The following is a 17,265-nucleotide window of genomic DNA, read 5'->3' on the forward strand; positions in this document are numbered from 1 at the left end:
CACGTAACAATCAAAACAATTTTTTATTGAAAATTGGACTTTCTAAAGATGTTTACAAACGATTAGTCAAAAAAATAAGGAAACCAATTAAGGCTTCCTTGTTTTTTATAATTGTTGTAATTGATTTTGTTGAATCCAAGCGTTAGTACCGATACGGTACATTTTAACGTTAGTCAATGGATTAACGGCACGACGATCGACGATCCACTCAGTACCATTGTTTACGGTGTTACCAGTATAGTTACCAGCATTGTCATAAACTTTGGCATTAGCAGTTGTTCTAACAGTTGAACCAGCTAAGAATGTAGCCCATGGCAAAGCGTCATCAGCTGCTACAAAACCATTAGTAGATACATGATAATAGAAGTTTCCGTCAATGATAGCGATCATATCAGAAATCCACTCACTATTTGGAGCAAGAGCCAAATCAGTTCTTTGATTTCCATAACGATCATATAAATGTGTCACTTGATTCTTAGTTGTTACACCACCACGAAGGTCAGCAGTCTTGTAATTGTCTCTGTTTTGATAATCAGCATCAGTCTTCTTAGCGTCTGCAATGTCATATTGAGAAACGTTAGCATAATCATTATCGTTAGTTAGATAATAAGCATAGACGTCACTGGCATCATATTTGCTGTAAGTTTCTTGATTATTTCCCATTTCTTGTGAGAAATAAATCATTCCGTTGTCAGCAATACTTACGCCAATACCAACAAAGTTCACATAAGGATTTAACATATTCTTTCTGTGACCATAATTTGGTTCAGGATCATACATTTCACTGTAGAACTCATTAGTAATTTTTTGAGCGATAACAGTTGGATCAGTTGTACCAAGCATTGAATATGGCATTTGAGCAATATTCTCTTCGGCTGTTAAATTGTATGGATACATATTAGCTGAATTCCAACCTGCATGATTATCAACACCACCAGAACCGAGGAAACTATCAGTTCTACTTTGAGCATAACTGTTCAAAGTATTTACTGAAGTTAATGGTTGTAGATTGTTTTGGGCACGTAAACGATTCAATTCTGAAAGCATAGCTACTCGAACAGCAGCTGTATCGATTTTTTGGTATGCTGCTTGAGTAGTAGCTGTGCTAGCAGTACTTGTAGTGTCAGAATTATTCGTTGAGGCAGTTTGATTATCTTTAGTTGTACTGTTATTTTGGACAACATTCTCTTGGTCATTGTCGTTTGTGGCAGTGGCTACACTGGAATTATCGCTATTCTCGGTGGTATTTGATACTGTGGGATTTGTCGTAGCGGTGGTATCTGCATAAGCAAGATTCCCTCCTAAACTTGTTGCAAGAAGTGCGCTGGCGGCTAGTAGAATAGCCGTTTTCTTTGTTTTCGAAAACATGATACTCCCCTTTTCACTGTGTAGATAATGGCTACATTCATTTTAACTCATTAATGTTATTAATAAAGCATTACTTATAATAAATATTTTATATTATTTCGGCAAAATAAAAAAGCCTTTCGGCCTTAAATTATGATTTATCAAAATCCCTGATCCAAGCTATTGCAAGCGCTCCCTTACCGAGATGTGCTCCAATAACAGGTCCAAAGTATGAACGTTCCAAAGTGTTATCAGGATATTTCTCCCTTAACTCTTGTGCCCAACGGTCTCCAGCTTCTTTATCGTCAGCGTCGATAACTAATAATCTCAATGGATAATCAGCCTCTTGCATGGCATTAGCCAATTTTTCTTCAGCCTTTAATTTAGCTTTCTTCATGGAACGAACCTTATCATAAGCCACAATTGCATGAGTTTGGTTGTCAAATTCCAATAAAGGTTTAATATTTAAGACAGTACCAATTACTGCAGAAGCATTGGAAAGTCTGCCACCTTTAACTAAGTTTTTTAAATCATCTACAACGAATGACTCACCAATTGATGCTCTCAATGAATCCAAACGGGCGACGATCTCATCCAATGGTTTGTTCTCTTGAGCCATTCTGGCAGCTTCTTGGGCCAAATAACCCATTAAACGAACGGTGATATGTGAATCGTAAACCACGACATTAATATTGTCGATAGTTTGAGCAGCACTTTTTAGATTATTAACAAATCCAGAAATAGTACTTGCTAAATGAATCGAAATTACGGTATCATAGCCTTCTTTAGCCAATTTATCGTATACGTTCATCATTTCACCAAGAGAAGGTTGAGCCGTTGAAGGTAATTCTGGTGATTCTTGTAATAAATCATAAAATTCAGATGTAGTAATATCGATGTCTTCTCGATATGTTTTAGTATTAAATACTACCTCAATCGGTACAACTGTTATATGATATTTATCGACTATTTCTTGTGGCAAATAAGATGTACTATCAGTTACAATGGCTATTTTCATAAATTTATCAATTCCTTGTTTGGTTACGTATAATGATTGTATAACCATTAGATTATATCATACTCATTCACTTTTATATTTGTTACAACATAAAAGTTTCAGAAATTCTCAGGTATTTTTAGAAAGGAAATTATATATATGTCTTTTGACGGAATGTTTACCCATGCAATGGTAAACGAATTAAATCAGAATCTTCGCGGTGGTCGTATCAGTAAGATCCAACAACCATTCGCTAACGAATTGATTCTAACAGTACGTAGCAATCGGAAAAATCGTCAACTTTTGTTATCGGCACACCCTAGTTATGCTCGAGTTCAAATTACTGACCAACCCTTTGCTAATCCGGCTAAACCTTCCACTTTTGTCATGTCTTTACGTAAATACATTACGAGTGCAATCGTGCAAGATTTTCATCAATTAAATAATGACCGTGTCGTCATGATCGATTTATCGGCCAAAAATGAACTGGGTGATATCCACGATTATACTTTAATTACTGAAATCATGGCTCGTCACAGTAATATCTTCTTGATCAGCAAAGAAACTGGTAAAATCGTTGACTTAATCAAACGTGTTTCACCAGAAAACAATAGTTATCGAGGACTATTGCCGGGAGACGATTATAAGTTACCACCTGCTCAAAATAAGGTCAATCCGTTCACCACTAGTGAAACTGGTACCGGATTATCTGCTAGCGATCTCCGAGCTAAATTTGAAGGAATTGGTTTGGATACTTCAAAAGAATTAGCTGATTTTGTTGAAGCTGGACACAATTTAGCTGAATTTACAGATCTCTATCAAAATCAGATTCATCCTAATACAGCAAAATCTAACGATAAGAATAAACTAGGTTTCTTCCCTATTAGCTTTACAAATACTACTACTGAAGTTACAGCCTATCCTAGTCTAAGCGAATTGCTAGACAATTTTTATTTGGATAAGGCTCGATTGGATCGAATCGAACAACAGACTAAGAGTATCACTCACCGTTTAGATATTATTTTGAAAAAAGATAAATCCAAGATTAAAAAGCTCAATCAACAATTGAAAAAGACTGACGTCATGAGTAAGTATAATCTTTACGGTGAATTGCTAACGACTTACATGTCTAAAATCAAGCATGGTAGCAGTTCAATAACTTTGACTAATTATTACAACAACGAGGATGTCACGATCAAACTTAATCCTGAATATTCTCCCTCAATGAATGCTCAAAGCTATTATAAGAAGTATCGTAAGTTACAAAATTCTATTCCTCATATCAATGAACAATTAGAAATTACTACTAATGAAGTAAACTATCTAGAGTCGGTCTTGGCTTCCTTAGAATACGTTGATATTGAAGATGTTGACGGGATCGTTGAAGAGTTGATTTCTTCTGGGTATATTAAGAAAAAGCGTAAGAATGCTCGTAAAAAACGTAAGAAAAAGATTGGTGAAAATTTCCAAACTACTAATGGTATTGAAATTACCGTCGGTAAAAATAATTTGGAAAATGACCAATTAACGATGAAATTATCCCAAAAGAATCATTATTGGTTCCACGTTAAGAACATCCCTGGATCTCACGTTATTTTAAAGACTAGCACTCCGGATGAAGATTCTATTACTCAAGCTGCTGTCATTGCTGCATATTATTCCAAAGCTCGTGATTCCAGCAAGGTTCCAGTGGATTACGTTCAAATCAAACACATTAGAAAACCTAATGGTGCTAAACCTGGTTACGTAATCTTTGAAGGACAAAAAACTATCTTAGTTGATCCAGACCGTAAATTGGTCGAATCATTAAAAGAAAACTAAAAAAAGGCAATGATTTCATTTTAAAAATAGAAATCATTGTCTTTTTATTTTTCATTTTTTCTTAATTTAGATAATTCAGCTTTTGTTTCTTCCTCATCTAATAATTGATAACGTTTTGAATCGATTGTCAACAAATATTTGTCGTCGAAATTATCAAAGATTTTTTCTAAGGTCAAATCATTATCGATTTTATTTCCTAGCAATAATTTAACCAAAGTATCAATTACATGAACAGAACTAGCTAATTCATGGCGAATAATATCATTAGTCATACCACGATATTTTTTGGTCATCAACCAATGGTCAGTGCTTTTTACGAACTCAAAGTTATAAATATCAACCTTGTGATCATCTTCTAATTCATGCTTGATAAGTCGTGAAATACTAGCTCTATCCTCAATTGTCATGAAACTGTTGACAGAACTTATTTCATACAAATGACCGTCGCGCTTTGCTTGATAAATCACTGATGGAGCTAAATAGTTTTTACCGTCACTGACTACCATTACTCGAATTGATGTATTTCCAGTTAATTTCCAATTCTTTAACTCTTGAGCACTAAATTGAAAGACTCGCTTATCATCTGTCTCAATTAAGTTTTTAGAAAGATCAATGATATTTAACACGCTGTCATTTGAAATCAAACCAAGATTCTTCATTTCCATGTGTGGATCATCGATCTCCACTACTTTGCGGCGCATTGATAATGGCGCATTCCAAGGTTCACGACCAATAATAATTGGTTCTAGTCCATTTTGGTCGATTGACTTTGCCAATTGGAACAAAACAAATTGACGAATCATAATATCAGTTTTTGAAGTAATAATAGGTGTTCTAACAATTATCTTCATTCGATCGCTCAATTGCAATTCATTGCTGATACCACTCGTTACAAAGTAATTGTGATTGATAAAATCATTATTAGCTACGGAAACAGCCTGCTTATTTTTAACAACTGTTTTTGTAACGATATCTGAACTATCTAGCAATAATTTCGAATGACCAACGCCTTTAACACCCATATTGACCATGTGCTCGACATTCTTACCATCGATTTCACCTTCACGAATAATCAAACTATTATCGATGATATTTTGTAAAGCAGTCAAATAAGGCATGTTGATACCAGTAATTTCTGATAAGACAGGCTTTTCAAATTTCCTTCTCAAAGCTTCCGACAAAACATCTAGCATCCAATTAGTGGGATGAATTATTTTTTCAAACAATTCATCATCGTCCAATTTTCGTAATTCATTGTAACGATTGAAATTGTTATTTAATTTATCATTCAATGCACCTTTATTCAAAACTTCTTCTAAGCTAAAACCGTTAACGACAATACTTGAATTAGAAGTTTTGCTAGGGCCCAAATATCGTTGGTCATTAGTCGACCATTGTGGAAAGCGTGATGTTATATGGTCAACAAAGGGCTCAGTAGCTCCGTTAAAGTAATTTCCGGCATCTAATTGTAATTTGTCAAGATGATATCCTAAACACAATTGAGCCACTGCTGTAGCTACTGGGTAACTTGTCGCATATTCCAAGAATTTAGTTTCCTCACTCAAACGAGGAATAAATTCTGTAATATAAGATTCATTTGTTGCATGGTTATAGGCAAAGTGAACCGTACAAACACCAACGATGTTAAAAGTTCTCGCTAATTTGATTGAAAAGTTTCTCAAACGTTGCAACTTGGAGTCATTGAGAGAAATTGCAGGTGAAATCAAATTAGAATCCAAGTGATGAATACCAATTGGTTCAATATCTTCAATTGTTCCAACTAGTGAAGAATTGTCATAACGATCGCGTAAAATTGTAAAAGAATATTCGCTAAATCCACGAATGCTACGTTCAATTTCAATTTTGGTATCTGAAATATCTTCCATTGCCATGAAGTTGTCTAATTCAAACAAATTGTTGATATTAGTCCAACCACTCGAATGGCGATTAGAATAACGTCTTCTAGCAATGATTGGAAAGCCGATTGAACGAATAAAACTGTAAATCTCTTTTTCATCATCAGAAGATACAAATTTAATGACTGGTAAATTTGCATGCGTTAATTTTTTAATAAATAATTCTCGTTTAAATGTAGCTAAAGAAGCCGCAAAACTAGGACCTAAAATTTTTGTTTCACCAATCTTGCCGTTCAAACTAGATACAATCCCTAAAGCATTTCTATCTCCGACAATTGGCAAAATTGAATCAGGATGATATTTTTGAACATACTTTAAAACATTATCACCAGTAACTTTTTCTACTACAGCCTTATCGTAAAAAACGCCGGATGATAACAATGATGTTGGATCTTCAACAATAATAGAAAGTTTGTAACCGAGTTGATGCAAGATGTCAACGGTATCATATAAAGCGGTCGATAAATCTACATTTTTATCGCTGCTAGTAGGTCCGATAATTAAGATTGTGTGTACATCGTCTAATTCCATTGACTTCTAATTCCCTCCTGTTGCTTGACTGATTCAATTAAATCGATAAATTCGTCAAATACATAATAGCCGTCAGTTGGTCCAGGAGCAGCTTCCGGTTCAAACAAAACCCCCATGATTGGCAAATACTCATGACGAATTCCTTCGATAGTACCGTCCGCAACACAAATATTAGTCACAATAAAATCAGAACTACCAATGTACTTCTGATCTAGCGTATAAGAATGATTATGATTGACAAAATCAATTTTGCCACTGGCTACTTCCTTCACTGCTAAAGAAGATTCATGATGTGGCTGTGGTAAGTGAGTTATTTGACAATCGTTAGCTAAGGCAATCAATAGACTGCCTAAACCGATTCCTAAAATTGGATAATCTTTTTGCAGAATTTGAATTCGTTCGATTGTTTTAGGTAAATCTTTAGGATCTCCAGGACCATTAGAGAAAATAATCCCATCCGGATGCAGATTTTCAATTTCTTCAATCGTCGCATTATAATTCACAATAATCGAATTACAATCTCGATAAGATAATTGTCTCAAGATTGAATACTTCAAACCAAGATCTATGATAACGATTTTTAGCCCTATATTAGGATTAGGATACGATTGTCTAGTTGAAACTCTTTTGACTAAATCTGGTGGCAGCACTAAAGCCTTGATCTGGTCGATTGCATGTTCATCGTGTGTATCCATGATACTAGCTTTCATCTCGCCATGTTCAGCAATATGCTTTGATAAAGCCCTCACATCAACGTTTTTAATACCAGGTATTTTCAAACTAGTAATCCATTTTTCAAACGAAATAGAATTATTAACCGTCGACAAACTAGAGGAGCCAATCACGACCCCTTTACATTGTGAATTGATTGATTCATAGAAATCACGATTAATTCCTGAGTTACCTATAGAAGGAATTGTAAAAGCGATAATTTGGCCCTCAGTGTTAGGATCAGTTACCGATTGCTCAATCCCCGTACGATTATTTGATATCACTAGTTGACCAGTAGTAATAATAGAAGAACCGAAACCATCTCCAGGAAAAACTGTTCCATCTTCTAAAATTAAATAACGTTTCATTCAAAGCAACTCCTCAAATGTTTATTCGATTTCGATTTTATCTTCTCCATCGATTTCCTTCATTGAAACTTTGATTTTTTCTTTTTGAGATGTTGGAATATTTTTACCAACAAAATCAGCTCGAATTGGTAATTCACGGTGTCCACGATCTACTAAAACTGCCAAAGAGATTTTCTTAGGACGACCAGCACTCATCAAAGCATCCATAGCAGCACGAATAGTTCTTCCAGTGTATAGAACATCATCAGTTAAAATTACATGTTTGTTATTAATATCGATTCCTAAAGGCTTAGCATCAACTTTAGAAATATCTTTTTCTTCGTGAGTTTGGTCATCACGATAAGGCGTAATATCTAATTCAGCAACAGGAATAGAGATATTTTCCAATTGTTTTAATCTAGATTCAATTCGATGAGCCACAAAAACGCCACGTGTTTTAATACCCACAAGAACTAAATCTTCAATCCCTTTATTTCTTTCAATAATTTCATAAGTAATACGTGTCAATGCACGGGTCATTGTTTGACCATCAATAATTTCTTTTGCCATTAGTTTTCCCTACTTTCAAAAAAAAACACCCACAAAGTGAGTGCTTTAATTTATTTATAATCGCACACAATTCTATTTTTACATTATAGCACGACGCTTTCACTGTCAATGACGTAATTGCATTAAAGTGTCCAAGAAAATCTTTGGAGGCTCAACTGAAAATTCCATCCATTTTTTAGTTCTTGGATGAACAAAGCCTAAGGTCTTAGCATGTAAAAATTGACCATTACCTTTTAGAGTATTTTTGGGACCATACAAAGGATCTCCAGCGACGGGATGACCGATATATTGCATATGTACTCTGATTTGGTGCGTACGACCAGTTTCTAATTTTAATTTGAGAAGCGAGTAATTTTCAAATTGTTCCAAAACAGTAAAATGAGTTACAGCATTTCGACCATTTTCAACTACCGCTTGTTTCTTACGATCAGTCTTTGAACGGCCTAATGGAGCATTGATCTTACCAGTTTTTTCCTTGAAGTTACCGTGAACAATTGCTACATACTCACGAAGATTACTCTTTTCTTTGAGCTGTTTCATCAATGATTGCTTAGCTAAATTATTCTTCGCTATCATCAATAAACCTGAAGTATCCTTATCGATTCGATGGACAATACCTGGTCTGATCATGTCATCATCGTTAATTTGACAATGATACAAAACGGCATTGACCAAAGTTTTATCCGGATGTCCCGCAGCGGGATGTACTACCATTCCTTGGGGCTTATTGACTACTAAAACATCATCATCCTCATAAACGACATCGATAGGAATATCTTCTGGAATTGCCTCGATTGGCTCTTCTTCTGGAACATTGACCAGAATCTTATCACCATTTGTCAATTTAAAACCATTTTTAGATACTGGTTGTCCATTGACGGTAATATTTTGGTCTTTGATAAATTTTTGAATTTGTGAACGTGTCAATTCAGAAATTTCATCGTTAATAAAGGCATCTAAACGGCCCTTTTTTGTTTCATTGTATTCTAAGTTAAAAGACTTACTTATTATTTTTCTCACCTGCTAGTTGGATAATCAAAGAGCCAATAATTAAAATCACTCCAATAGTGATGTAAGTATCAGCCAGATTAAAGATTGGAAAGTTGATAAAGTCCAGATTAAACATATCGACAACAAAGTGTCTGGTAAAACGATCGATGGCATTACCAACTGTGCCCGCTAATAAGAATATCAAAGAAAAGCGATAAAGATAATCTTTTTTATCAGCTTTGATGAATAAATATACTAAAACGACCACAGCAATGATAGTTACCAAGTAAAAGAACATCATCTTACCTTCTAACATGCTCCATGCGGCCCCAGTATTAGTAATATGCGTAATTGACAATAAACCAGGGATGAAGTCATGTACACTCATGGGTGCAATGTTTAGCGTTACGTAGGATTTAAAAGCTTGATCACCAACCACTAATACTGCAAACAGTAGCCAATAAACTAACTGCACTAGAACAATCCTCCGATAGTACCTTCGTTATCAACATCCATGTTCAAAGCTGCTGGTTTTTTAGGAAGTCCTGGCATAGTCATTACGTTACCAGTCAAAACAACAACGAATCCGGCACCTAGTTTTGGAATAATATCAGTTACGTGAAGCGTAAAGTCTCTTGGTGAGCCGAGTCTCTTAGGATCATCACTGAGTGAATATTGAGTTTTGGCGATACATACTGGAAGATCATCCCAAGCATTATCTTTTAGTACTTGTAATTGATTACGGGCTTTCTTGCTGTATTCAACGTTGTTAGCACCGTATACTTCTGAAGCAATTGTCGCAATCTTAGCTTCAGTTGTTTCTTCATCTTCATACAAACGAGTATAGTTGGCAGCCTTTTCAGTAGCTTTAACAACTGCCTTAGCTAGAGCTTGACCACCTTTACTACCGTTGTGATGAATTTCAGCTAATTGAACATCAACCCCAACTTCATCGCAGAGGCTAGTCAAAAGCTTAATTTCGTTGTCAGTGTCAGTAGCAAATTTGTTGATAGCGACAACAACAGGGATGTGATAGTAACGCATATTATGAATATGACGTTTCAAATTCTTGAAACCAAGATTTAAAGCATTCAAGTCTTCGTTTTGAATATCGGCTAATTTTTGACCACCGTTGTATTTCAAAGCACGAACTGTAGCAACGATAACGATGGCATTTGGTGCGTGGTTCAATCTTGGCGTTACGATATCTAAAAATTTTTCACCACCAAGGTCAGCTCCAAATCCAGCCTCAGTAACAGCATAGTCACCGAGTTTCATAGCTAGTTTAGTAGCGAGGATACTATTGCATCCGTGAGCAATATTGGCAAAAGGTCCACCATGAATAATAGCTGGCGTATTTTCCAGTGTTTGAACTAGATTTGGCTTTAAAGCGTCTTTTAGCAATACTGTGATTGCTCCTTCAACGTGCAAATCTCTGACGAAAACTGGCTTCTTATCGAAAGTATAAGCGATTAAAATACTTGAAATACGTTCTTTCAAATCATCGATATCTTGTGCTAAACACAATACTGCCATTAATTCACTGGCAACGGTGATTTCAAAATGCTCTTCACGTGGTACCGAGTTGAATGGACCGCCTAGGCCAACAACAATGTTTCTTAGTGCACGATCATTGATATCCAAAGCACGCTTCCAAACAATTCTTCTAGGATCGATATTTAAAGCATTGCCTTGATGAATATGGTTATCAATCAAAGCTGCTAAAGTATTGACCGCACTAGTCAAGGCATGCATATCACCTGTAAAGTGAAGATTAATATCTTCCATTGGCACTACTTGAGCGTATCCACCACCAGTAGCTCCACCTTTCATTCCCATAACAGGGCCTAAAGATGGTTCACGAAGTGCTAAAACAGTTTTTTTGCCTAGTGATTGTAAAGAATCAGCCAAACCAATAGCTACAGTCGACTTACCTTCTCCAGCTGGAGTAGGATTAATGGAAGTTACTAAGATCAACTTGCCATCATCTTTTTCTTCCATAGTTTTTTTAATACTACGACCAGAAAATTTAGCCTTATAGTGACCGTATGGTTCAATATCATCTGGTGTTAAACCTACTTTTTTAGCAATTTCGTTAATATTCTTCATATTGTCATGCTCATTAATTTGAGCAATTTCGATATCACTTGGAAATGACATTGCTTTCACCTGCTTCTTTTTTGATTATATTTAAAATTCCCTTTGTAGAAATAATCTTGAATGGAAAGAAATCCCGATTGCTAAAATGGAATTCCATTGTCCAATTATTGTCCGCCCTTATGTTAACATCTTCATGCTTAAATACACGTGTCTTATAGTATGGTTCTTTGATAATGATCTCGTTTTTTGAGATTTTGATCCAAGAATTGGCAATAATATAAAAGACATAAATGCCATCTATGATCCAAACTATAAATGGAATAAAACTAAACGCCATGATCTCTAGTTGTAAAATAATACCTAAACAAGCTAGACTTAATGCAATAGACCACATGATCACGCCCCATGCGCCAGTTGGTTGAACAAAATGTTTCTTTGACATAATTTCTCCTGAAAGGTTCTAAATAATATGATTAAATTGTACACCGATGCCGGATTAAATACTAATTTAAATCTTGGCGTCGTTGCGTTTGTAATAAAGCAAAATAATAAATTTTATAGTGAGGCGTTTGAACAGGATTTTAATGACAATCATTATCTAGAATTCTTAGCATTAAAAGTTGCTTTGAAAAAGATTATAGAAAACAATTGGAATGATGATCCTATTCAAATTCACTCAGACAGCCAAATAGTAATTGATAGTTTGAATAAAAAATACTCTAAACACTATCAACCGATATTAGATGAAATCCTAATTGAACTGGAATCGTTTCCATTTTACTTTGCTAAACACATCTCAGACAAGGAAAACAGTGCTGCTCACGCCCAAGTTCATCAAAAAATGTTAAACATTCGTAAACATAGGTCCAAATAGTTTTTAGAAAATAAAAACTATGCTACGATTAAACCGTTTTCAATTAATATTGAGGGGGATTTCCTTATGTACTACGTTGTAATGAAAGATCGTGACATCCGCGATAATCTTGCTACTGAGCAATATTTAATGAATAACGTAAAATTTGATGAACCATTAGTCCTATTTTACATTGAAAAACCTTGTATCATTGTTGGTCGTAACCAAAATACACTCGAAGAGATCAATAGTGACTACATCAAGGATAACAACATCACTGTTACTCGTCGTATTTCTGGTGGTGGTGCTGTCTATCAAGATTTAGGCAACCTATGCTTTAGTTTCGTTGTCGATTCTAATGACAAAAACTTTGGTGATTTCAAGTCGTTTACCCAACCAATCATAGACGCTTTGCATCAAATGGGCGCTACTACCGCTGAAGTTTCTGGTCGAAACGATTTGTTAGTCGATGGTAAGAAGTTCTCTGGAAATGCAATGTATTCTAGAAACGGCAAAACTTTCTCACATGGTACCTTATCTTTAGATGTTGACTTGGATGTTTTGACTAAGGCTTTACACGTTCAAAAAGATAAAATTGCTTCTAAGGGTATTAAATCAATCAGAAGTCGTGTAACCAACCTTCGTCCTTACTTAGCTCCTGAATATCAAGATCTAACTACAGAGCAATTCCGTGATCGTTTGTTGTTGGAACTATTCCACGCCAACAATCTTGATGAAATTAAAGATCGAGAGTATATCGTAACTCCAGCAGATCAAAAAGCCATTGATAAGATCAAAGAGCAATATTATTACAATTGGGATTGGGTTTACGGAAAATCCCCTGCTTTCAGTGCTAAGCAAAGAAAACATTTCGATATGGGAACGGTTGATATCCGCTACAATGTCGAAAATGGTGTCGTTGAAAACGTGGAGATCTATGGTGATTTCTTCGGTATGAAAGATGTTAATGATATTAAACAAAAATTATTAAATGTTAAATTTGATCGCGATGAAATTTTAAAGGTTCTCAATCAATTTAATTTGGATGATTATTTTAAGGGAATTCCTGAACAAGAATTAGGAAAACTCTTTACTCCATAACAGAAATTGGCCTTCTCTACAAAACAAAACGAGTCGGGAAAAATAATTCTCGACTCGTTTTTTATTTTTGTTATGATTATCTTTAATGAGGGGTTAAAAGATGATTAATGAAATTGTTTTAAATGATTCAATAAAATTAATTGACGTTCATTCTACAACTAATTTAAATGACACTGATCGTATGAAATTGATTGAAGAATATCGACTAACTAACGAAGTTTTAGATTATGCTGATGATGAAAATGAGCGTGCTCGTTTTGAATATGATGAATTGAGTAAAACTTACCTGATTGTCTATAATGTTCAAAATGAAAATGATCAAACTGATGATTTATCGCAACGTGTCCTACCGATTTCATTTGCCATCAAAAATCAACAATTATTTTTGTTTACTAATGATGCTACGCACTATATCAAAGACTATATAATCAATGTTAAAAATCATTTAAGTCCAAGATCTCAAAAACAAATTTGGGAATTCATTTTTAATACTTTTGATCAAATCTCTAGTGATTATAGTGACCAAATCAGCGAAATAGACTTACAAAGAAATAAAATTCAAGCTTTAATTCGTCGTCATCATTCATCAGAGAATCAAATTCTTGATTTGTCCGATTTAGAAGATTTAACGACGTATTTAAATACTGCTATTAATGACAACTATACTGTCGTAAAACAGCTCCAGATGGTTTGTAGTGGCAATTCGCAAGTGATTCATCTGAACAAAGTCAGCAAAGAGCATTTACATGATTCTTTGGTCGAAATTGAACAAATAAAAAATCAAGTTGACTTAAGTTCTGACATTACCGACCGAATCTCCAATACATATAACAATATTCTCAATAATAGAACAAATACGACCATGAAGATACTGACAGTTTACACCATTATTCTCAGTATCCCCACGATCGTATCGGGTTTTTACGGTATGAATATGAAATTACCCATTGCTGACCAAAAATGGTCCTGGATATTCTCACTGATCATTACCGTAGCTATTATTTTAATCATTCTCTGGGACTTGCATCGCAGAAATAGTCTTTAGTGTTTTGCCCAGTATTGATAAAAGTCAGTTCTAATTGAACCGTTATATAACTTACGTTTCTTGGTTGCTTGTTGACCATAGTACTTTTCAAATTCAGTATCACTAGTCAAAATATATTTATTCCAAGTGGGAGCGGTCGCAAAGACTTCTCCCATTTCTTTATAGAGTTTACGAACGTTTTCCATATCACTCATACGTTGACCGTAAGGAGGATTGGTAATGATTGTTCCGTATTCCCCTTCAATCTTTAAATCTTTAACAGCAATTTGTTTGAATTGGATGTCATGCAAAACACCAGCATCATGAGCATTCAATTTTGCAATATCGATCATTGACCCATCAATATCACTAGCGAAGATATTTAGATCAATCTTTTTTTCGCCAGCTTTGGCTTCTTCTTTCAAGTTAGTTAAGATTTTAGGATCAAACCAATCGAAATCTTCAAACAAGAAATGACGTTGAATTCCAGGAGCAATATTTCTAGCTAAGCGAGCTGCTTCAATCGCAATTGTACCAGAACCAGTTGTTGGATCGATGAAGGGATCCTCTTCGGGATGCCAAACTGTTAAAAGGATCATTGCCGCAGCAAAATTTTCTTTCAACGGAGCAGCACCGTGTTCAACACGATAACCACGTTTATACAGTGAATCACCAGTTGTATCAAGCGTTATTTCAACCATATCTTTGTGAATTCGAGTTTCAATTTGAAATTTTGCACCAGTCTCTGGCAATCTGCCACGACGCATGAAAACATCGGCCATCTTATTAACGATGGCTTTTTTAGTAATCGCTTGAATATCTCTTTCGGAATGCAATTGTGATTTAACGGTTCTTGCTTTGACAGGAAAAGCTGCGTTCAAAGGTAACCAGTTATCCCAGTCAATTGCGTAAACTTTATCGAATAGCTCTTCAAATGTTACTGCTTTAAAACTACCGATCAAGATCTTGATTCTATCGGCACTGCGTAACCAAAGATTAGCCCTAGCGATATCTTCATATTCACCATCAAAATAGACTTTACCATTCTCAGTCTTTGTATCGTATCCCAAATTTTGTAATTCCTTTGCGGTTACAGATTCAAAGCCGCTTGACATAGTCGCAATTAATTTCATATTGCCCCTCTTGTTTTTTATTATTTAATTTTTTGTATAAAAAAAGGACGAACAAGTCGTCCCTCTGCCTCGATAAACTCCTATAGGCCACGTTCTGTTCATGTATTAGGTTGGCAAACCTAACACAGTTAGTAATCATCTATCTACAATTAAGCCTTCACAGTAGATTCATTTCTCGTTATGAAGCGCCCCTACCAAAGTTTGGGTTGCCCGCTTGCGGGGTTTACCTCGTTCCACCACTGCAATTTCTCACAGTAATACGTCTCTGTGGCACTTTCAAGCTATTAACACATAGTCTCACTGACCTTAGTGCTTTCGCTGCCGTTACCCGAAGGTACCTTGGCTTATTGGGCCAAGCACAAACACTGCAAACATCTCAGTTCGCGCGGGCGTGGACCTTCCTCAGCCTAGATAACTAGACCGCGATTACTCGTAATTTACCGACTTGAACAGTATACACTAAATTCAATTAAATTCAAACCCGAATTACTGATTAGTCATAAAATAATTTATCAGTGCTTAAAATTGATTGAAATTATTGTTATTATTCATATTTCCATTAAAATTATTTTGTCCAGGATTTGGATTGTTCATTGGACGATTAGCTTGGAAATTATTATTAGCATTAGGGTTGGGATTATTAAAGTTATTATTCATGGGACGGTTCATTCTAGGATTGATCTCTTGATGACCACTCTCAACGCCGTTATGATTCATATTATTAGGTACGACAGCTGATGCGAATTGTTTTGTCTCATTATTTTCGTCTGGTAGACCATTGCTGAAGTCATGGCCAAAGACACGCTTTTCAAGATTAGAAATACGTCTCAAAATATCATAGTTAGTTGAAGCTCCAGCAGTAGAACTCTTTGGTTGAGGTCTCATTCGATTATTTTGTGGACGTTGTTGAAAATTTGAATTAGGATTATTATTTCCAGAACTAGCATTACGTGCTTGCATTAAGCGTTCGTTTTCACTTTTAAGTTGATCGATCTCATTAGCAAATGTTTCGTAATCTTTAATGATTCCATCCAAAAATTGATCGACCTCTGTTGGGTCATAACCACGCATTTTAGTTTTGAATTCTTTTTGTAGAATATCATTTGGTTGATAATTTAATGAAAGATCATTGTTGTTTGTTTGTGGATTCATTCCATTCATATTATTCATTTAAAACACCCCAGTGTTAATTATTGTCAATTTATCTTGTACTTTTAACTATCATATAACATATTAGCAAAGTCCTGCATAGAATCAAAATCAATTAATTCCAATTGATAGTCGATCCCACGATCCTGATAAGCTTTGATAGCTTCATAATCATATTTGGGCTTGCCACCACTATCCGGATCATAAAAAATCAAAGCACCATCAGTATGCTTGAGCATGAATTCTTGCCATACTCTTAATTGTCTAGGATTATGATAACTCATATTGGAAACTTTATTGACATAGTCAGCATTTCTTAAAAAAACATTTAACAATAGCTGATTTTTTTCATTCCATTGATTGCCAAATTCTGAAAACGGTAGCATTACTGCATGTCTAATATTATAGCCCTTTTTCTTCACTTCTTGCACGGCTTTTCCAACTATTTGTTCCGTACCTAATTGAGCTCCGGTAATGACCCATTCCATCCCATCTTCAGCGTAGTCGGTAATTCTTTGACTAAAAAAGTCTTGAATTACTTTGGCTTTTGGGTCATCATCTTTAAAAATACCTAACTCGTAAGAACGGTAACCGGTGATCCATAAATTTTTAATGATAAAGAATCCCTCCAATAATTATTATTTTTACCATCATGGTATAATTTGCAGAGTAGGA

General features: G+C 35.1%; 15 protein-coding genes, 1 other RNA gene and 1 pseudogene. 4 read left to right on the forward strand and 13 right to left on the reverse strand.

Going from position 1 to position 17,265, the window contains the following annotated elements; translation table 11 throughout:
- Positions 1–105: 105 nt before the first annotated feature.
- Entirely contained in the window at positions 106–1,368 is a 1,263-nt protein-coding gene (locus G6534_RS05125; protein ID WP_059073353.1) for a CAP domain-containing protein, read from the reverse strand.
- A 130-nt stretch (positions 1,369–1,498) separates the two neighbouring features.
- On the reverse strand, positions 1,499–2,365 hold the full coding sequence (locus G6534_RS05130; RefSeq protein WP_059073488.1) for a DegV family protein: 867 nt from the start codon (positions 2,363–2,365) through the stop codon (positions 1,499–1,501).
- A 138-nt stretch (positions 2,366–2,503) separates the two neighbouring features.
- On the opposite strand from G6534_RS05130, the gene G6534_RS05135 reads away from it, so the two are divergent.
- Positions 2,504–4,165 (forward strand): Rqc2 family fibronectin-binding protein, encoded by a 1,662-nt coding sequence (locus tag G6534_RS05135; RefSeq protein WP_182083218.1) that lies wholly within the window; start codon positions 2,504–2,506, stop codon positions 4,163–4,165.
- Between the two features lie 44 nt (positions 4,166–4,209).
- On the opposite strand, the gene G6534_RS05140 is transcribed toward G6534_RS05135, so the two are convergent.
- From G6534_RS05140 to G6534_RS05170, 7 genes are all read right to left on the reverse strand, one after another.
- On the reverse strand, positions 4,210–6,612 hold the full coding sequence (locus G6534_RS05140) for an ATP-binding protein (protein WP_182083219.1): 2,403 nt from the start codon (positions 6,610–6,612) through the stop codon (positions 4,210–4,212).
- The gene (locus tag G6534_RS05145; protein WP_182083220.1) at positions 6,603–7,691 is read right to left on the reverse strand and encodes a carbamoyl phosphate synthase small subunit; all 1,089 of its coding nucleotides are present in this window, start codon (positions 7,689–7,691) and stop codon (positions 6,603–6,605) included. The genes G6534_RS05140 and G6534_RS05145 overlap by 10 nt, the downstream gene beginning before the upstream one ends.
- Positions 7,692–7,712: 21 nt before the next feature.
- The gene (pyrR, locus tag G6534_RS05150) at positions 7,713–8,240 is read right to left on the reverse strand and encodes a bifunctional pyr operon transcriptional regulator/uracil phosphoribosyltransferase PyrR (protein ID WP_059073349.1); all 528 of its coding nucleotides are present in this window, start codon (positions 8,238–8,240) and stop codon (positions 7,713–7,715) included.
- Between the two features lie 105 nt (positions 8,241–8,345).
- Positions 8,346–9,248 (reverse strand): RluA family pseudouridine synthase, encoded by a 903-nt coding sequence (locus G6534_RS05155; protein ID WP_182083276.1) that lies wholly within the window; start codon positions 9,246–9,248, stop codon positions 8,346–8,348.
- The gene (lspA, locus tag G6534_RS05160; RefSeq protein ID WP_059073348.1) at positions 9,241–9,705 is read right to left on the reverse strand and encodes a signal peptidase II; all 465 of its coding nucleotides are present in this window, start codon (positions 9,703–9,705) and stop codon (positions 9,241–9,243) included. Before lspA ends, G6534_RS05155 begins: the two co-directional genes overlap by 8 nt.
- On the reverse strand, positions 9,705–11,390 hold the full coding sequence (locus G6534_RS05165; protein WP_059073347.1) for a formate--tetrahydrofolate ligase: 1,686 nt from the start codon (positions 11,388–11,390) through the stop codon (positions 9,705–9,707). The genes lspA and G6534_RS05165 overlap by 1 nt, the downstream gene beginning before the upstream one ends.
- Positions 11,374–11,772, reverse strand: a complete 399-nt coding sequence (locus tag G6534_RS05170; protein ID WP_059073346.1) for an EbsA family protein — start codon at positions 11,770–11,772, stop codon at positions 11,374–11,376. Before G6534_RS05170 ends, G6534_RS05165 begins: the two co-directional genes overlap by 17 nt.
- 27 nt (positions 11,773–11,799) lie before the next feature.
- Here G6534_RS05170 and G6534_RS05175 point away from each other — a divergent pair, with 27 nt between their 5' ends.
- The 3 genes from G6534_RS05175 (at position 11,800) to G6534_RS05185 (ending at position 14,329) form a co-directional block, all read left to right on the forward strand.
- Complete coding sequence (locus tag G6534_RS05175; protein WP_059073345.1) at positions 11,800–12,204, forward strand: reverse transcriptase-like protein; 405 nt, start codon at positions 11,800–11,802, stop codon at positions 12,202–12,204.
- Between the two features lie 66 nt (positions 12,205–12,270).
- Positions 12,271–13,284 (forward strand): lipoate--protein ligase, encoded by a 1,014-nt coding sequence (locus tag G6534_RS05180; protein WP_059073344.1) that lies wholly within the window; start codon positions 12,271–12,273, stop codon positions 13,282–13,284.
- 100 nt (positions 13,285–13,384) lie between these two features.
- A complete protein-coding gene (locus G6534_RS05185; protein ID WP_059073343.1) occupies positions 13,385–14,329 on the forward strand; it encodes a magnesium transporter CorA family protein in 945 nt (314 codons plus the stop codon).
- Here G6534_RS05185 and G6534_RS05190 read toward each other — a convergent pair.
- From G6534_RS05190 to G6534_RS05205, 4 genes and pseudogenes are all read right to left on the reverse strand, one after another.
- The gene (locus G6534_RS05190; protein ID WP_059073342.1) at positions 14,326–15,441 is read right to left on the reverse strand and encodes a THUMP domain-containing class I SAM-dependent RNA methyltransferase; all 1,116 of its coding nucleotides are present in this window, start codon (positions 15,439–15,441) and stop codon (positions 14,326–14,328) included. The genes G6534_RS05185 and G6534_RS05190 overlap by 4 nt on opposite strands.
- A gap of 78 nt (positions 15,442–15,519) precedes the next feature.
- Positions 15,520–15,879: RNase P RNA component class B (gene rnpB, locus G6534_RS05195), an RNA gene on the reverse strand.
- Positions 15,880–16,194: 315 nt separating this feature from the next.
- A pseudogene (gene gpsB, locus G6534_RS12365) lies at positions 16,195–16,593 on the reverse strand (cell division regulator GpsB); the annotation flags it as partial.
- Between the two features lie 62 nt (positions 16,594–16,655).
- Positions 16,656–17,222 (reverse strand): SLOG family protein, encoded by a 567-nt coding sequence (locus G6534_RS05205; protein WP_238788916.1) that lies wholly within the window; start codon positions 17,220–17,222, stop codon positions 16,656–16,658.
- Positions 17,223–17,265 lie beyond the last annotated feature (43 nt).

The organism is Companilactobacillus pabuli, assembly GCF_014058425.1.
GTDB lineage: Bacteria > Bacillota > Bacilli > Lactobacillales > Lactobacillaceae > Companilactobacillus > Companilactobacillus pabuli.